Source organism: Xanthobacter sp. YC-JY1 (assembly GCF_021730305.1).
GTDB classification, from domain to species: domain Bacteria; phylum Pseudomonadota; class Alphaproteobacteria; order Rhizobiales; family Xanthobacteraceae; genus Xanthobacter; species Xanthobacter flavus.
In genome coordinates this window covers 3,996,112-4,012,046 of the sequence record NZ_CP032674.1, presented here as the reverse complement: position 1 = coordinate 4,012,046, position 15,935 = coordinate 3,996,112, and the positions used below count along the sequence as shown (strand labels likewise).

General features: G+C 62.7%; 11 protein-coding genes and 2 tRNA genes. 11 read left to right on the top strand and 2 right to left on the bottom strand.

Features of this window, described 5'->3' with window-relative positions; all coding sequences use genetic code 11:
* Positions 1 to 43 precede the first annotated feature (43 nt).
* Complete coding sequence (locus tag D7006_RS18775; RefSeq protein ID WP_237354115.1) at positions 44 to 2,104, bottom strand: DUF6600 domain-containing protein; 2,061 nt, start codon at positions 2,102 to 2,104, stop codon at positions 44 to 46.
* Positions 2,105 to 2,370: 266 nt separating this feature from the next.
* On the opposite strand from D7006_RS18775, the gene D7006_RS18770 reads away from it, so the two are divergent.
* From D7006_RS18770 to D7006_RS18725, 10 genes are all read left to right on the top strand, one after another.
* Positions 2,371 to 3,345 (top strand): tripartite tricarboxylate transporter substrate binding protein BugD, encoded by a 975-nt coding sequence (locus D7006_RS18770; protein WP_237354114.1) that lies wholly within the window; start codon positions 2,371 to 2,373, stop codon positions 3,343 to 3,345.
* Positions 3,346 to 3,555: 210 nt separating this feature from the next.
* Entirely contained in the window at positions 3,556 to 4,017 is a 462-nt protein-coding gene (locus tag D7006_RS18765; protein WP_169124072.1) for a tripartite tricarboxylate transporter TctB family protein, read from the top strand.
* A 10-nt stretch (positions 4,018 to 4,027) separates the two neighbouring features.
* Complete coding sequence (locus D7006_RS18760; RefSeq protein WP_237354113.1) at positions 4,028 to 5,527, top strand: tripartite tricarboxylate transporter permease; 1,500 nt, start codon at positions 4,028 to 4,030, stop codon at positions 5,525 to 5,527.
* Positions 5,528 to 5,652: 125 nt separating this feature from the next.
* A tRNA-Lys gene (locus tag D7006_RS18755) sits at positions 5,653 to 5,728 on the top strand.
* Positions 5,729 to 6,239: 511 nt separating this feature from the next.
* A complete protein-coding gene (locus D7006_RS18750; RefSeq protein WP_237354112.1) occupies positions 6,240 to 6,518 on the top strand; it encodes a CopG family ribbon-helix-helix protein in 279 nt (92 codons plus the stop codon).
* Positions 6,506 to 6,715, top strand: coding sequence for a type II toxin-antitoxin system RelE/ParE family toxin (locus D7006_RS18745; protein ID WP_237354111.1), 210 nt, complete (start codon positions 6,506 to 6,508; stop codon positions 6,713 to 6,715). Before D7006_RS18750 ends, D7006_RS18745 begins: the two co-directional genes overlap by 13 nt.
* Before the next feature lie 1,540 nt (positions 6,716 to 8,255).
* Positions 8,256 to 9,161: a hypothetical protein gene (locus tag D7006_RS18740; RefSeq protein ID WP_237354110.1), complete on the top strand. Its 906-nt coding sequence runs from the start codon at positions 8,256 to 8,258 to the stop codon at positions 9,159 to 9,161.
* An 85-nt stretch (positions 9,162 to 9,246) separates the two neighbouring features.
* Complete coding sequence (locus D7006_RS18735; protein WP_237354109.1) at positions 9,247 to 10,638, top strand: hypothetical protein; 1,392 nt, start codon at positions 9,247 to 9,249, stop codon at positions 10,636 to 10,638.
* An 896-nt stretch (positions 10,639 to 11,534) separates the two neighbouring features.
* A protein-coding gene (locus tag D7006_RS18730; RefSeq protein ID WP_237354108.1) for an IS3 family transposase occupies positions 11,535 to 12,724 on the top strand; the annotation gives its coding sequence in 2 pieces (ribosomal slippage) (positions 11,535 to 11,784 and positions 11,784 to 12,724; 1,191 coding nt in all).
* Between the two features lie 55 nt (positions 12,725 to 12,779).
* Positions 12,780 to 13,691, top strand: coding sequence for an integrase (locus tag D7006_RS18725; RefSeq protein WP_237354107.1), 912 nt, complete (start codon positions 12,780 to 12,782; stop codon positions 13,689 to 13,691).
* A gap of 84 nt (positions 13,692 to 13,775) precedes the next feature.
* Here D7006_RS18725 and D7006_RS18720 read toward each other — a convergent pair.
* Positions 13,776 to 13,850, bottom strand: a tRNA-Gly gene (locus tag D7006_RS18720).
* 130 nt (positions 13,851 to 13,980) lie between these two features.
* Here D7006_RS18720 and D7006_RS18715 point away from each other — a divergent pair.
* Positions 13,981 to 15,879: an aminopeptidase P family protein gene (locus D7006_RS18715; protein WP_237354106.1), complete on the top strand. Its 1,899-nt coding sequence runs from the start codon at positions 13,981 to 13,983 to the stop codon at positions 15,877 to 15,879.
* Positions 15,880 to 15,935: the final 56 nt, after the last annotated feature.

The window sequence follows — 15,935 nt, the reverse complement described above, 5'->3', positions numbered from 1 at the left end:
AGAAAGAAGGCCGCCCCATGGGGCGGCCTTTTTCGTTGCGGGATCAGTTGCGGCCCGGTCCGTCGCCGGGAGTCCCCGCGGCACCGCCGGGGGCTGCTGCGCCGCCCGGCCGGGCGGCCGGGGTCGCGGGACCGGGGCGCGCGGCACCGGCGGCGGCTCCGCCCGGCGTCGGGCCCGGCTGGGCACGCTCGCGGGCCGCAGGGGCGGCGGGCTCGCGCGCCGGGGCATCGCCCTGCGCCCGGTTGGCCGGCGCCGCGCGCTGGGGCGCGGGACGCTCGGGGACAGCGCGGTCGGGCGTGGCCGCCCGATCCACGGGGCGGGGCTGATCGCGGCTGGGGCGCTCCGGCCGCTCCCGGTCGGCGCGCGGGGAGGGGGCGTTCTTCGGCTGGTCCATCTGGCCGGGAGACGGGCGATCCTCGCGGCCCCGATCCGGGTTGGTCGGCACGGCAGGGCGGTTCGGCGCACCGCTCTGCTCCGGACGCGCATTGCCATCAGGCCTCGGCTGCGCGGGGGTGGCCGGCCGGTTGGGCGGCGTCTCCGGCTGACGGCCCTGATCGGGCTGGGCCTGCCTGTCCTGACGCTCGGCAGGGCTCGCCGGCGACGCCGCATCCGGCTGACGGGCGCGGTCCGGCTCGGCCTGACGCTCGCTGCGCTCCGGCTGGCCGCTGCGCGGCGTGTCGGGACGCGCCGCATTGGGCGGCGTGCGGTCCGGCGGCGTGGTTGGCGCATCGGGATTGCGCTGCGGGGTGCCCGGCGGGGTACCGGCTGCACCGGGACGGGCGGCATCGCCGGTGCCGGGCGGCGGCACGTTCGGCGTGCCGGGGCGAGCGCCGGGGGCGCCAGGGGCGCCGGTTCGGTTGTCGTCGGTGGCGCGGGCGGGGAGGGTGTTGGGCCGCTCCTGCCGGATCTTGTCGATCACCTGCTGAGCCCGCTCCTGGCGCTGCTCCACACGCTGCTGCAGCTTCTCGTTGCGCGCCTTGATGGCTTCGAGGCGCTTCTCCTGCATCTCGCCCGCGTTGCGGTTCGCCTCCTCCACAGTCTTCTGGATGCGATCGCGCTGGCGCTCGCGCAACTGGTCGATCTCCCGCTCATAGGCGCGGTTGTTGCCCGACCAGCGATGCTCGCGCAGCTGGCGCCGCTGGCTGTCGTCGATGACCGAGAGCAAAGCGGCGGACGGCGCGGCCAGCCCCGGCACCCGTTCGCCCACATAGTTGCGCACCAGGATTCGTCGGTCCTGCGGCAGCTCGCGCTCGAAGCGCGGCGGCGGGGGAACGCGGTTCGCGCGGGCAACGCGCGGGCCGTAAATGCCCACATAGCCGCCGCGATCGACGAACTCGTCCCGGTAATTGTCCACGAAGACCACCCGGCGGGAGGGGATGCCGCCTTCGATCACGCTCGCATAGTCGTTACGGTCGACGAAGCGGGTCGTCACCACCCCGTCGCGATAGAGCGGCTGGTAGACGCGCGGATTGTCCCGCGACAGCCACACGGCGATCTGCGCGATGGGCGCCACATGCAGCGCCAGCTCCGGCGCGGCGAGGTAGCGGTTTTCGACGAAAACCCAGCTTTCCGCCACCGGCGGGTCCATCACCCGGGGCGCGCCATAGGCATAGCCTCGGGAATCGGGTGCGATGGGCGCCCAGCCGGTCTTGCCGCCGCCGCTGCGCCACGTCACCCAGGCAGGCGCCCAGGTGTCGCCGGGCACCCAGAACCAGCCATAAGCCTGCTCGTAGCCCCAGCGACCATAATGGTAGGTCGCCCAGGCGAACGGCTCGGCCGAATCCCAGTACCAGCCGTAATCGTCGGTCCACAGCCAGCGGCCCTCCTGATAGGGCCGCCACGAGGCGTCGAGGCCGGCGGGCACGAAGACGTAGTCGTAGTCGGGATGGCGCACCCAGCTGCCGTGCTCCGCCAGCGGCGCGTAGAAGACGTTGACGTCCACCCGCTCGCGGCCGGTCTGCTGCGGCTGGCCCTGGGTCCGTTTCTGCGCCTGCTGCGCGGTTGCCGGCGTCGCAACGGCGAGCGAAGCGACGGCGGGAACCGCGAGCGCGAGCGCCGCGCTGGAGAGCAAAGCCCGACTGAGGGGCAGGGGCGAGATTCTCATAACATCTCCTTTTGGGGTCGTGTCATGAGAACCGGCTAGGCCTCCGCTGGTTCCGTGCGGAAAGCAGCGGGAAAAACCACGCTTTGCCAAAAGCTTGCGCGGTCCGGCGTAGCTGTGGTGCGGCCGGAAGGTGGCAGCTTGGGCATGCGTGTGGTGCCAGGCTGCCGGCGACGCTGCGGCACTTCGGGCTTGACGTAACGGTCGTCGCGACTTTCAAAAGGATTCAGAAGGGGTCGCTGAAGGACCCCCAGAGGAGGACAATGCCCATGCGAATGATCTCGGCCGCCCTCGCGCTTGCCGCGGCGATTGGTTTTTCGGCGGCAGCGACGGCGCAGGACTACCCCACGCGGCCGATCACCATGGTGGTTCCGTTCGCGGCCGGCGGCCCGACCGACACGGTGGCGCGCCTCGTCGCCGAATCCATGTCGAAGACGCTGGGCCAGCAGGTCATCGTGGAGAATGTCGGCGGCGCCGGCGGCACCCGCGGCGCGGGCCAGGTGGCGAAGGCCGCGCCCGACGGCTACACCATCCTGCTCCACCATATCGGCCAGGCCACCGCGGCGACGCTCTACCGCAAGCTGCCCTACAATCCCGCGACCGACTTCGAGGCCGTAGGCCTCGTCACCGCCGTGCCCATGACCATGATCGGCAAGCCCGGCTTCGCCCCCAAGACCATGGCCGAGGCCGTGGACTTCGTGAAGGCGAACAAGGACAAGGTCACCTACGGCAATGCCGGCGTCGGCTCCGCCTCGCATCTGTGCGGCATGCTGTTCATGTCCTCCATCGGCACGCAGATGACCACCGTTCCCTATCAGGGCACGGGTCCGGCCATGAACGACCTGGTCGGCGGCCAGATCGACCTCATGTGCGACCAGACCACCAACACCACCGGCCAGATCAAGGGCGGCAAGGTGAAGGCCTATGCGGTCACCACCAAGGACCATGTGAAGTCGCTGCCCGACCTGCCGACCATGCAGGAAAGCGGCCTCAAGGACTTCGAGGTGGCGGTGTGGCACGGCATCTATGCCCCCAAGGGCACGCCCAAGGCCATCGTCGACAAGCTGAATGCCGCCCTCGACGTCGCCCTGAACGACCCCAAGGTCGTCGCCCGCTTCGCCGACCTCGGCACCGAGCCGGAGCCCAAGGATCGCCGCAGCCCGGCCTTCCACAAGGATTTTGTCATCGCCGAGATCGCCAAGTGGAAGCCGGTGATCCAGAGCGCCGGCGTCTACGCCGACTGATCTCCGCTCCCGGTGAGATCGCGCGTCGTGGCCGGACCTCCGGCCCGACGCCCCAGCTGATATCGGTTGGGGTCGCGCCCGCGTCTGCGCGCCCCTGAGACTGCGCGCCCTTACGAAAACACCCGCGTGGCCGGAGCCAGCCGCGCGGGCAGTCACACAGCAGGCCATCTGTCAGAGCGCAACCAATACGCGCCGGCACCGAGGGGGGACATGAACATCATCCGCAATCCGAAGGACGTCCTCTCGGGGCTCCTTTTCATCGCCCTCGGGCTCCTGTTCGGCTGGCAGACGCAGGAACTGCCGATGGGCACGGCGGTGCGCATGGGGCCGGGCTATTTCCCGCTCCTGCTCTCGGCCCTCCTCGGCCTGCTCGGGCTCATCATCCTCATCAACGGACTGCGCTTTCCCGGCGAGATGCCGAGCGGCATCGCCTGGCGGGCCCTGCTCATCATCACCGGTGCGTTGGTGTTCTTCGGCTTCGGTGTACGGCCCCTCGGCTTCCTCCCCGCCCTCGGCGTCTCCGTGTTCGTCTCGGCGCTGGCCTCGCGCCTGTTCACCTTCAGGACGGCGCTGCTGAACACCGCCGTGATGGTGGTGTTCGCCTGGGCCGTCTTCATCAAGGGCCTCGGCCTGCCGCTGCCGCTGCTCGGCCCGTGGCTCGGCGGATACTGAGGAGGGCGGGATGGAACTGTTTGACAACCTCGCCCTCGGCTTCTCCGTCGCGCTGTCGCTGCAGAATATCTTCTACTGCTTCGTCGGCGCGCTGCTCGGCACGCTGATCGGCGTTCTGCCCGGCCTCGGCCCGGTGGCGACCATCGCCATGCTGCTGCCGCTCACCTTCGGCCTGCCGCCGGTCTCCGCTCTCATCATGCTCGCCGGCATCTATTACGGCGCGCAATATGGCGGCTCCACCACCGCCATTCTCATCAACCTGCCGGGCGAATCCTCATCGGTGGTCACCGCCATCGACGGCCATCAGATGGCCCGCAAGGGCCGGGCGGGCGCGGCGCTCGCCACGGCGGCGCTGGGCTCCTTCTTCGCCGGCTCGGTGGCCACCCTGCTGCTGGCCCTGTTCGCGCCGCCGCTCGCCAACCTCGCGCTGCAGTTCGGGCCACCGGAATATTTCTCGCTGATGGTGCTCGGCCTCATCGCCTCGGTGACGCTGGCCTCGGGCTCGGTGGTCAAGGCCATCGCCATGATCGTGCTCGGGCTGATCCTCGGCCTCTCCGGCCAGGACATCTACACCGGCACGCCGCGCTTCACCTTCGATCTGCCCGAGCTCTCCGACGGGTTCGATTTCGTGGCACTGGCCATGGGCATGTTCGGCATCAGCGAGATCATCCGCAACCTCGAGGACGAGCACCAGCGCTCGCTCGTCGCGGCCAAGGTGAAGAGCCTGATGCTCACCAAGGAGGAGTTCAAGCGCATCATCGCCCCGGTGCTGCGCGGCACCGCGCTCGGCTCCTTCCTCGGCATCCTGCCGGGCGGCGGCGCCATGCTCTCCTCCTTCGCCTCCTATTCCATCGAGAAGAAGCTTTCGCGCCATCCGCAGGAGTTCGGGCGCGGCGCCATCGAGGGCGTGGCGGGGCCGGAGAGCGCCAACAATGCCGGCGCGCAGACCTCGTTCATCCCCATGCTGACGCTGGGCATCCCCTCCAACCCGGTGATGGCGCTGATGATCGGCGCGCTGATCATCCAGGGCATCACGCCCGGCCCCAACGTGGTGACGGAAAAGCCCGACCTGTTCTGGGGCGTCATCGCCTCCATGTGGGTGGGCAACTTCATGCTGGTGCTGCTCAACCTGCCGCTCATCGGCATGTGGGTGAAGCTGCTCACCGTGCCCTACCACGTGATGTTCCCGGCCATCATCGCCTTCTGCTGCATCGGCGTGTACAGCGTGAACAACAACGTGTTCGACGTGTACACCATGGCCCTGTTCGGCCTGCTCGGCTACGCGCTGGTGAAGCTCGATTGCGAGCCCGCGCCGCTGCTGCTGGGCTTCGTCATCGGCCCCATGCTGGAAGAGTATCTGCGCCGGGCCATGCTGATCTCGCGCGGCGATCCCACCGTGTTCGTCACCCGCCCCATCTCGGCCGTGCTGCTGCTGCTCGCATTGGCCGCTCTGGTGGTGGTGCTGCTGCCCTCCGTGCAGAGGGGCCGCGAGGAAGCCTTCAAGGAGTAAATCCCCAAGCGACGACGCGGCGGCGGGAAGACCTGTGGAAATCTTCGCCGCCGCGCCGCCCCAGCCCCTTGCCAGCCCGAAACTCATTTGCTACACGAACGCCTCCTTCGGGGGCCACCCCGGACGGGCGCATAGCTCAGTTGGTAGAGCAGCTGACTCTTAATCAGCGGGTCCTAGGTTCGAGCCCTAGTGCGCCCACCAAATACCTTGAAGATCAATGACTTAGCGGCCTGCCTCTTGGGGCGGGTTCAGCTTCGTCGTCTAGGGTACATGGGGGTAACGAAAGGCGCTTGCTAGGGCTGGGTTGCCTTCTTCGCAATGGACCTCAGCGAACCGCCCGACGACTCGCTTTAGCGGATATCCGCAGCCTCGCCTTTCGCCGTCACTCTCGCAGCTTCGCCCTGACGACCGTTACCCGAGGCTTGTTACCCTGAAGCAGCCTTAGCGGGGCAGTTCCAAGACATATCGCTTCAGAGGCCCGCCGAAGCCCATCCACAGCCGGACGCGGAACCAAGAGAGGTCGTGGCCACTGCCAGCCGCCCTCGACCTTCCACTTAGGAAAAATGGGTCCCTCCAGACACTCCCCTCCAAGAAACCAAGGAAGCAGGAGGTGGAGCCTCGTCGGGAGCCTCATTTGGCCTCTCTGTTGGACAATGGGTGACGGGCGCCTATAGTAGCAAGAGGTATTACCTATTCGCTATGGAGCCCACGCATGGCATCGGCAACATCCATCAAACTCGACGATGAGTTGAAAGGGCGCATCCAGCGTCTCGCGGAAGTTCGCCGTCGCTCCTCCCATTGGATCATGCGGGAGGCGATCGCGCAGTACGTGGAGCGCGAGGAAAAGCGCGAGGCGCTGCGACAGGACTCCCTCAAGGCATGGGACGAGTTTCAGGCAACGGGCGTGCATGCCACAGCCGAGGATGTCGAGAAGTGGTTGTCGAGTTGGGGAACTGAAAGCGAGCTGCCGGCACCTCAATGCCGCAAGTGAGATTTTCGCCAGCTGCGATCCGTGACCTTGAGCGGCTACGGGCGTTTCTAAGCCCCAAGAATCCTGCCGCTGCGAAAAGAGCCGGCGAGGCCATCATAGACGGCGTTCGTGCACTCGGCACACATCCTCACATGGGGCCGGACGATCGACGGTCTTCCCGAGCAGTTTCGGGACTGGCTCATCCCGTTTGGGGATAGTGGTTATGTCGCTCGCTACCACTTTGGCGACGATGGAGTGACCATCCTTCTCTTGAGGCACCAGAAAGAGATGGACTGGAGTGACAAAGGGGCGGTGTGAGGTTCGGCCGTTGCCCTCGTAAGTCCCATCCAGATTTGAAATATCTTACCATTAATCAAAGGGCTCCGATAACCGCGGAGGCCCTCATGAATGGTTGGCACTTTCCATCCAAGCGACCCATGAATGCCCGCCACTAATGCTCCCATTATGGGCAGATTGGAGCGTTCGCAGCGATTTTCCGCTTGCAATCTCAAAAACATAGGGATTCGGCGCGGGTTGACGTAGAAATTCGACCGAATTCTACACCTAATTACCATTTCACGGGTGCAAGATAACGGATATTGGCCAAGTTCCTGGGGATGATCGAGTTGAGCGCGGCCGGCAAATCATACGTTCAAGGACAGGGCGCCCGCACCTTAATCCCGACGCCATGAGCCACATCGCGCGCCTACCAAGAAGCCGACGAAACGTGTGGAAACCCCTCTGTACATGAAGGAGCGGATAGAAATTCCTTCGTTTCGGTTCACCTAAGCGAGCGCCGGGCGCAAACCCAGCCGAAAGACCGAAGGGAATTTGCACGCTGAGGCAGGTTGGGCGTTTCTCACAACGAGTTCAGGAGCGGTATCGGGCATGCCGAGTTGTTATGGAAAATATAATAAAATAGAACGCACACCATAATAGCCGAAATGAGAGCCTGAAGGATGCATGCATCTGATGCTAATCTATTGGAATCCATTTTTCGAATTTAATCTCGATCTATGAACGACAAATATCTCCTTACAAACGCCGGCTCCTCCCATTCATCCTCAATGCCGAATCGAACATATGTTCGATAATAATGGTATGATAAAAGTGAAAGCGCGAAAATACAGAATAATATGAATCCCGGCCTATCGAAGTCCAAGCCAATGCATGCGCCTACAAACGACAGCAGCAGAACGGAAACGCAAAGAACTAGCAAACAAAATATGAATATACTGCAAAATAGCAAAGTCCTCTTTGCGGAATCGTCCGACTGCATTCCAGGCATCGCCACGCTCGCTCTTGATTGGAACCGCTCTTCCCTTGCGATACGGTGCCTTCGCTTCCCTTCCATGAGCCTCATTTGAGCACTCTCCGCTCAAGAAACCAAGGAAGCGGGTGGTAAGCGCTCGCGTGGGCCTTCACCTTTATCGTGCTCTGGCTCCCGACTTCGACGATCGCGGGGAGACGGACGAAGGCAGATCCTTTGCAGTCGGTCGCGCTATATACGTAATTTTATTGTGAAATCAATGTGCTATCTGAATGATGTTTACATTCACGCCACAACTCAGACGAGAAATAATTTAAATGATCAAAAATTATAATGTAATTTCAGATAGTTAGATGGGTTGTCGCTTGACTCTCGGTGCCAGATAGGCTATAAAGGCCGTGTTCTCGCGAGGAATTTTGACACAAGCGGCCGCGCCCTTTTGGGGTGTGTTCGAACGCATATTTACATCCGTAATTTGGAGATCTTGAATGAAGATAAAGTACATTGATGCGCCCGCAGGTTCGGGCAAAACGAGGTTCCTGATATCCGAGATCGGGGAAATGGTTCAATGGGATCGTAATATCCTTCTCTGCCAACCCTCGAAGGCTCTGGTCGATCAGACCTATGGCGACATGATCGAGAGGTGTGGCGCCGATTTCCCGGTCACGAAAATCCATGAGGACACTCTGAGCGGCCAAAACGTCGCCTCGGCGATCGTTGGCCATTTCAAGAATGCCGGACAGGGAGGGCAGGTTGTCATCATCACGCATTCGGCGTTCGATCTGGTGCCCCACTTCCACAAGGCGAGATTCTGGGACTTGTTCTTCGATGAGTGCCCGAAGGTCGAACAGGGCTTCCAGATCGACGTCCCGCAGAACCATGCCTATCTGACCGAACATATCATTCCATCAGGGGATGGCTTCTACGTGCCGGTTCGCGCCAAGAGCGTGTCCAGGCTTAAGGCCATCGTTGGGAGCAAGGATGCAGTAGACGGCGTGTTTCGCGATGCTACAAAAATGATGCTGACGAAGGGTTGGAAGCCGCTCGTTCAATCTGAAAAGTACCGCGGGCTCCTCGATGGCGACAGCGAAGCGACAAAGTTGTCGATCTGCGCAGTCCGAACCAAGAGCGTCATTTCGCAGTTCAAGAGCTGCACGATCGCCTCCGCCATGTTTCGCGAAACCTTCTTTTACAAAATATTCTCGCGCATTGGGGTCGAGTTTATCGCTTACGACGAGCCGCAGTACCCTCCATTGAATGGCGACGAACCGGCGGAACTCGCTTACATGGATCACCCAAATGGGCATCTGATCGAGATACATTACCTCGATCTACCGAGGTGGTCTAAGGGTATCATGATGCATTATTCGGAGATCGTTTCCCGGCCTCATTGACTATGCGTTATCGGTCTTCGACGGCAATGCGTTTATCTTTCAATCCAACAATTCGCTTGATGGAAAGGCGATCGATAACGCGGCGTTGGTTGCAGCAGGCGGTCATCAAATCAAAGGGACCGTCCACGGCCTTAACGGCTACAGGCACATCGACAACGTTCTGATCTACACAGCTCGTAATCCAAACGATTATTATAAAACATTCCTGAAGTGGCTCGGCTTCAACGACGATGACATCGTCATGGGAATGCATTGCCTGGAAATCTATCAGGCCGTTATGCGATGCTCGATTCGAGATATCAATTCCACTACTCGAAAGATCGTCATTGTTCCGGATCGTAGAGTAGCGGAATTTCTTGAGGGCGTCTTCAAGGGCTCAACGCTCATCAAGATACCAATCGAGATACCAGCGAAGGTCGGGCGTGTTGGTAGACCACGAGTCCACAGCAACGCGACTGCCAGAAAGAGGGCACAACGCGCAAGAGACAAAGCGAAAGCCCTTGAACTGCCACCAGACGCCAATAACGTATCCAAAGAGATATGTCACGAAACCCCTATAAGAATGGATATCGTGACACGATGTTTCGAGACCGCTGAGACGACATGGACCATGAATCGATATGATACGTCACATATCACAGGTGGCAAAAGCTACACACCAGCCGCTACGGACGTGATTGAACTCGAAACCATCGACGACATGGTGGAGCTGTTCTCGACGGCACATGAGATAAAGTACGAAAAGAAGACAGATACTCCTTGTTTCAATTTTACCAGCTTCATCGATCCGAAGGTGGATGCGAGGAGCGCCGTCAATGCTCAAGGGACATCCGTGCTCATTCTCGACAACGACGGTGGTGGGATGTCTCGTGCCGAGTTCATTGGAATTTTAAATCAGGAAAAAATGATTGTTTCCAATAGCTTCAGCTCGATATCTGAACGCGAAAAATGGCGCGTCTGCATCCCTCTTTCAAGGCCGGTGACCAAGGAGGAGTCTGGTCGCCTCTTCGCTGCGATCATGATGGAGCTGGAGGACAATGGCTTCGTCGATCACGGGTTCGATCCCTCGAAGAAATCAATAGCGAGCATCTACCACCTCCCTTGCCAAGCCGACAAAGGGGACTCCTTCTTCGAAGCATTGGTGGGAGACGATCGCCAGTTCATGAATCCGGACTATTGGCTTCAAATGGTGCCCGCGCTTTTGCCTTCACCTCCGCTCGCTCCCTTGCTCACTGAGGGAGTGGATTGGCCTCCTGATGTTGCTGAAGCCGTAAAGGACGCGGTGGCGACATTCGATGAGACTGGCACTCGTGCAGGCCAAGGCGACGCGGCAATTTGGGACCTCGCAATTGACCTACGCAATCTCGGTCTGCTTGCGGAGGCCGCGAAGCCGATCTTGGATGACGCCGCTCGCCGAACCACGTCACCGAAGGATCGCCTCAAGCAGGTCGAGCGCATCATCAGGGGATGGGCTTGAGAATGCCGATAGGGCTCCGCTATCGTCATGCTGGGCCCTCATTCGGGGCCACGCTTTTTGATAAGCGCCGGTGACGGTTTCATTCCCCTCGAACGAGGATTGGGCTGCGAATAATGAGTCACTCCGAACGCTGGTACAGCCGACTGCCGCCGAAGAGCATTGCTCAGCTGCGGCTGTTCACCCTGATACTTTCTTTTGTTCTACTGTCCCCGGTAATTAGTTTTGCACTTTCTTCGAGCATGACATAAGAGCTATTAGTTGGCTCCATAATGTCAATCGCATTTGGAATAGCGTTCCTGGCATACTGGAAGTTTGGTCAGTATGGTGGTGATCTATATATATTGTTACGGATCGTTAAGTGTCTATTTGTAGCAAGTGTCGTATTCGCGATATACGCATCGACCGTTTAATATGTATATGACTCGAGTCCTGATTTTTTAATTTGCACACTAAACATATTTACTTGGGTGATCATATATGCTTACGCGAGGCTTTCTATAAAAAAGTTCGAGTAGGAACGTTTTTTGTGCGATGACACATTGGTCTTCTGGCAAGTCTAAGGGTCTCGGGTGCCTGCGTACTTGAGGTTCGATGTTCTGACATAGGCCAAAAAAGCGCGACAAATTTCCCCTACCGGAGTAGATATGTAGGCGGAGCGTTACGCGACGTTCTGGGGCGTGGAAACCCCAACGAATCGGTCTGTGTGCCAACCGGAATGGCACCCACTCCTTGACCCTGAGGTCGGGGAGCCTGTGGCGTATGCAACAGGTTCTCGGACTAAAGGCCACAGGGACCGTATTCGTTCGGTTTTCCAACTCCCCGATCACCAAGGCTGACGTTGCCCCCAACTTCTATCCAGCTTTGAGTTCGTTCTGGCCCAATGAGAGGACCAGAACATGAGGCGCAGCCGGTTCACCGAGGAGCAGATCATCGGGATCCTGAAGGAGCACGAGGCCGGGGTGCCGGTCTCGGACCTGTGTCGGAAGCACGGGGTCAGCGACGCCAGCATCTACAAGTGGAAGGCCCGTTTCGGCGGGATGGACATATCAGAGGCCAAGCGGCTGCGGGCGCTGGAGGACGAGAACGCCAAGCTGAAGCGAATGCTCGCCGACGCCATGCTGGACAACGTCGCGCTGAAGGATCTCCTGGGAAAGAAGTGGTGACGCCCGCTGCCGAGCGCAAAGCTGTCGCCCATCTCGTGGAGCATCACGGGATGAGCGAACGGCGGGCGTGTAAAGCCACCGGCTTCTGCCGCATGACCATGAGATACAGAGCCAAGCGCGGGAATGACGCTTTGCTGCGTGAGCGGATGAAGGCCATCGCCCAGGAACGGCGGCGGTTCGGGTATCGCCGTCTCCACGTCCTGCTCAGGCGGGAGGGTTTCACGGTCAACCACAAGCGGCTGTTCCGGCTCTATCGTGAGGAACGGCTGATGGTGCGCCAGCGCGGTGGTCGCAAGCGGGCCATCGGAACGCGGGCGCCGATGATGATCCCGCTGCGACCGAACGAGCGCTGGTCGCTCGACTTCGTCGCCGACCAGATGACCGATGGCCGGCGCTTCCGGATGCTGGCCATCGTGGACGACTGCACTCGCGAGTGCCTGGCGCTGGTGGCGGACACGTCGCTGTCCGGGGTCAGGGTCGCTCGCGAACTCGACAGGCTTCTAGCAGAGCGCGGCCGGCCCAAGATGATCGTCAGCGACAATGGCAGCGAGTTCACCTCCAATGCCATTCTGGCCTGGACCGACGCGGCCCGGGTCGAGTGGCACTACATCGCGCCCGGCAAACCGATGCAGAATGGCTTCATCGAGAGCTTCAACGGCCGCCTGCGGGACGAGCTGTTGAACGAGACGCTGTTCTCCAGCCTGTCCCAAGCCAGGGCCGCCCTCGCCCGATGGCAGGTCGATTACAACACCGACCGCCCGCACTCGAAGCTCGGATGGCAGACGCCAAGCGCCTTCGCCTCAACGTTCCACCCGCGGCGGGATCAGACGCTCCGCAACATGAGTGGTTCCGCGTCTGCCCCCGCCGCCCAGCACGCCCGAAAGGGCAAATCCAACCGCCAGAACGAACTCAAAGCTGGATAGAAGTTGGGGGCAACGTCAGCGCTATCAGACGGACGAGTCCAGCCCATACCGGCAGGTGCGCGAGAACACGCGGCGCACCTACGATCAGGTGCTGCGTGTGATCGAGAAGGCATTCGGGCAACGGTCCCTCGCCGCGCTCGGCATCGCGGATTTCTACCGCTGGTACGAAGAGGCGAAGAAGCCGAAAGCCACCGGCGGGCGGGAGCGTGTCCGGAAGGCTCACGGCATCATCGCCATGCTGCGCCGTGTCCTGGCCTATGGCGTCACGGCCGAGCTGCCTGAATGCGTGCGCCTCGTGACCATCCTTTCAAAGGCTCGCTTCCAGCAACCAGCCCGCCGCCGCGAGAAACTGGAACTGCACCATGTGCAGGCCTTCATCGCCAAAGCGCTGGACTGCGATCGGCTGTCTCTCGCCCTGGGCACGGCGTTTCAGTTTGAGACCACGATGCGGCAGCGGGACGTGATCGGCCGGTGGGACACCTTGCCCGCTGCGGCCGAGGGCGGCGGCATCGTCCTGCGCGGGCGGAGGTGGTCGCGGGGGCTTACGTGGGCCGACATCGGCGCTGACCTCGTGGTGAGGAAGGTCACCACCAAGACCGGCGCAGAGGTGGCCCATGACCTGACCTTGTGCCCGCTGGTCATGGATCTGATTTCCCGCATCCCTTCCGAAAGGCGCGTTGGTCCGCTGATCGTGGATGAGCTCGCCGGCCGGCCATTCGCCGAGCACGCCTATGCGCGCGAGTGGCGCAAGGTCGCGCGGGTGGCCGGCATCCCCGATGCGCTGTGGAACATGGATGCGCGGGCGGGCGGCATATCCGAGGCGGATGACGCGGGGGCCGACCTCGACTCCATCCGCTCCGCCGCCGGCCACTCACAGGCTTCCACGACGATCCGCTATGTGCGGGGCACGATCGGGAAGAGTCGCAAGGTTGCCGCGCTCCGTCAGCAGCACCGGAACAAGTCGTAAACAAAACGGAGGAACGCGGCGAGGAACGCGGGGAACGCCTAGTTCAACGGTAGGCCGACAAGCTCTTGTCATAGCTCGCGAAACTGGAGCGGGCGATGGGAATCGAACCCACGACATACAGCTTGGGAAGCTGTCGTTCTACCACTGAACTACGCCCGCGCAGGCGCCGACCATAATCGGATGCGGGGTTGCCCATCAAGGGCGTTTCGCGAAATACCCACTGCGTTGCCGTGGTGCGGCGGGGCTCCTATGGTCGGCGGGATTTCAACGATTGCCCGGCGCACCGCCCATGACGTCCCCGTCTTCTGCCCATTCCCCTGTTCATCCCGCATCCCACGGCCATCCCCCGTTCAAGGCGCACTTCCAGACCTTCGACGATCTTGCCGATGGCGCCGAGGGGCGGGCGCGGTTGGTGGCGCTGCGGGCGGAGCTCGCGCGCCTCGGCTTCGACGGTTATGTGATCCCGCGCGCGGACGCCCATCAGAACGAATATGTGCCGGCCTGCGAGGAGCGGCTTGCCTACCTCACCGGCTTCACCGGCTCCGCCGGCACCTGCGTGGTGCTGCCGACGGAGGCCGCATTGTTCGTGGATGGGCGCTACACCCTCCAGGCCCCCGCGCAGGTGGACGAGACGGCCTTCACCGTGGTGCCGCTGTCGCAGACACGGCCGGACAAGTGGATCGAAGACCATCTGCCCCGTGGTGCCCGGCTCGGATTCGATCCGTGGCGCACCACCATCGACGGCCGCGAGCGGCTGGTGAAGGCGGTGGCGGCGGCGGGTGGCATCCTCGCGCCGCTGGAGGCCGATCCCTTCGATCCCATCTGGCCCGACCGACCGGCGCCGCCCCGCGAGCCGGTGCGCCTGCTCGATCTTTCCGTCGCCGGTGAGGACACCGCCACCAAGCTCCGGCGGGTGCAGGAGAAGCTCGCCGAGGAGAAGCTCGACGGCGTGCTCGTCTCCGATCCGCACGGGGCGGCCTGGCTGTTCAACATGCGCGGCGGGGATGTGGCGCACACGCCGCTGCCGCTCGCCTGGTGCATCGTGCCGCGCGAGGGGCTGCCCGATCTTTTCCTCGAGGCACTGAAGCTCTCCCATGAGGTGCGCGCGGCCCTCGCCGGCCACGCCCGCCTGCACGGCGTGGGCGACCTCGACCGCGTGCTCGCCGCTTTCGCCAAGGGGGAGAATGGCAACGGCAAGGGCCGGCGCATCCGCGTCGATCAGGCCACCGCGCCCGTTCGCCTCGCCACGCTCATCGAGACGTCAGGCGGCATCGCCGACAAGGGCGCCGACCCCATCTCCCTCATCAAGGCCTCGAAGAACCCGGCCGAGATCGCGGGAATGCGCGCGGCCCATGTGCGCGATGGCGCGGCGCTGGTGCGCTTCCTCGCCTGGTTCGACCGGGAAGCGCCCACCGGCAAATTGACCGAGATCGACGCGGTGGAGGCGCTGGAGACGTTCCGCCGCGCCACCGGCTGTCTCACCGACATCTCCTTCCCGACCATTGCCGGCGCGGGGGAGAACGGCGCCATCGTGCACTATCGGGTCACCCGCAAGACCAACCGGGCGATCCATCCGGGCGAGCTGTTCCTGCTCGATTCCGGCGCGCAATATCCGGATGGCACCACGGACATCACCCGCACCCTCGCCGTCGGCACGCCGACGCAGGACATGCGCCGCCACTACACGCTGGTGCTGAAGGGCCATCTGGCCCTCACCCGCGCGGTGTTTCCCAAGGGGATCACGGGGGCCCAGCTCGATCCGCTGGCGCGGCAGTTCCTGTGGGAGAACGGGCTGGATTTCGATCACGGCACCGGCCATGGCGTCGGCGCCGGGCTCTCCGTGCATGAGGGGCCGGCGCGCATCTCGCAGCTCGGCCATCTGGCGCTGGCCGCGGGGATGATCCTCTCCAATGAACCGGGCTTCTATCGCACCGGCGCCTATGGCATCCGCATCGAGAACCTGATCCTCGTGGAGGACCGCCCGGTGGAGGCGGGCGAGCGGCCGTGCTTCGGCTTCTCGACCCTTACGCTGGTGCCCTACGATCGGCGGCTGATCGATCTGCGTCTCCTCACCGGCACCGAGCGGGCGCAGGTGGATGCCTATCACGCCGAAGTCCGCGCGACCCTCGTGCCGCTGGTGGACGAAGGCAGCGTCGAGTGGCTCGCCGGAGCCACGGCGCCGCTCTAGGCGTCGGCCGGGTCATCCGCAGAGCGTCGGGCGGTCCGCCACAAGACAAGGAACTG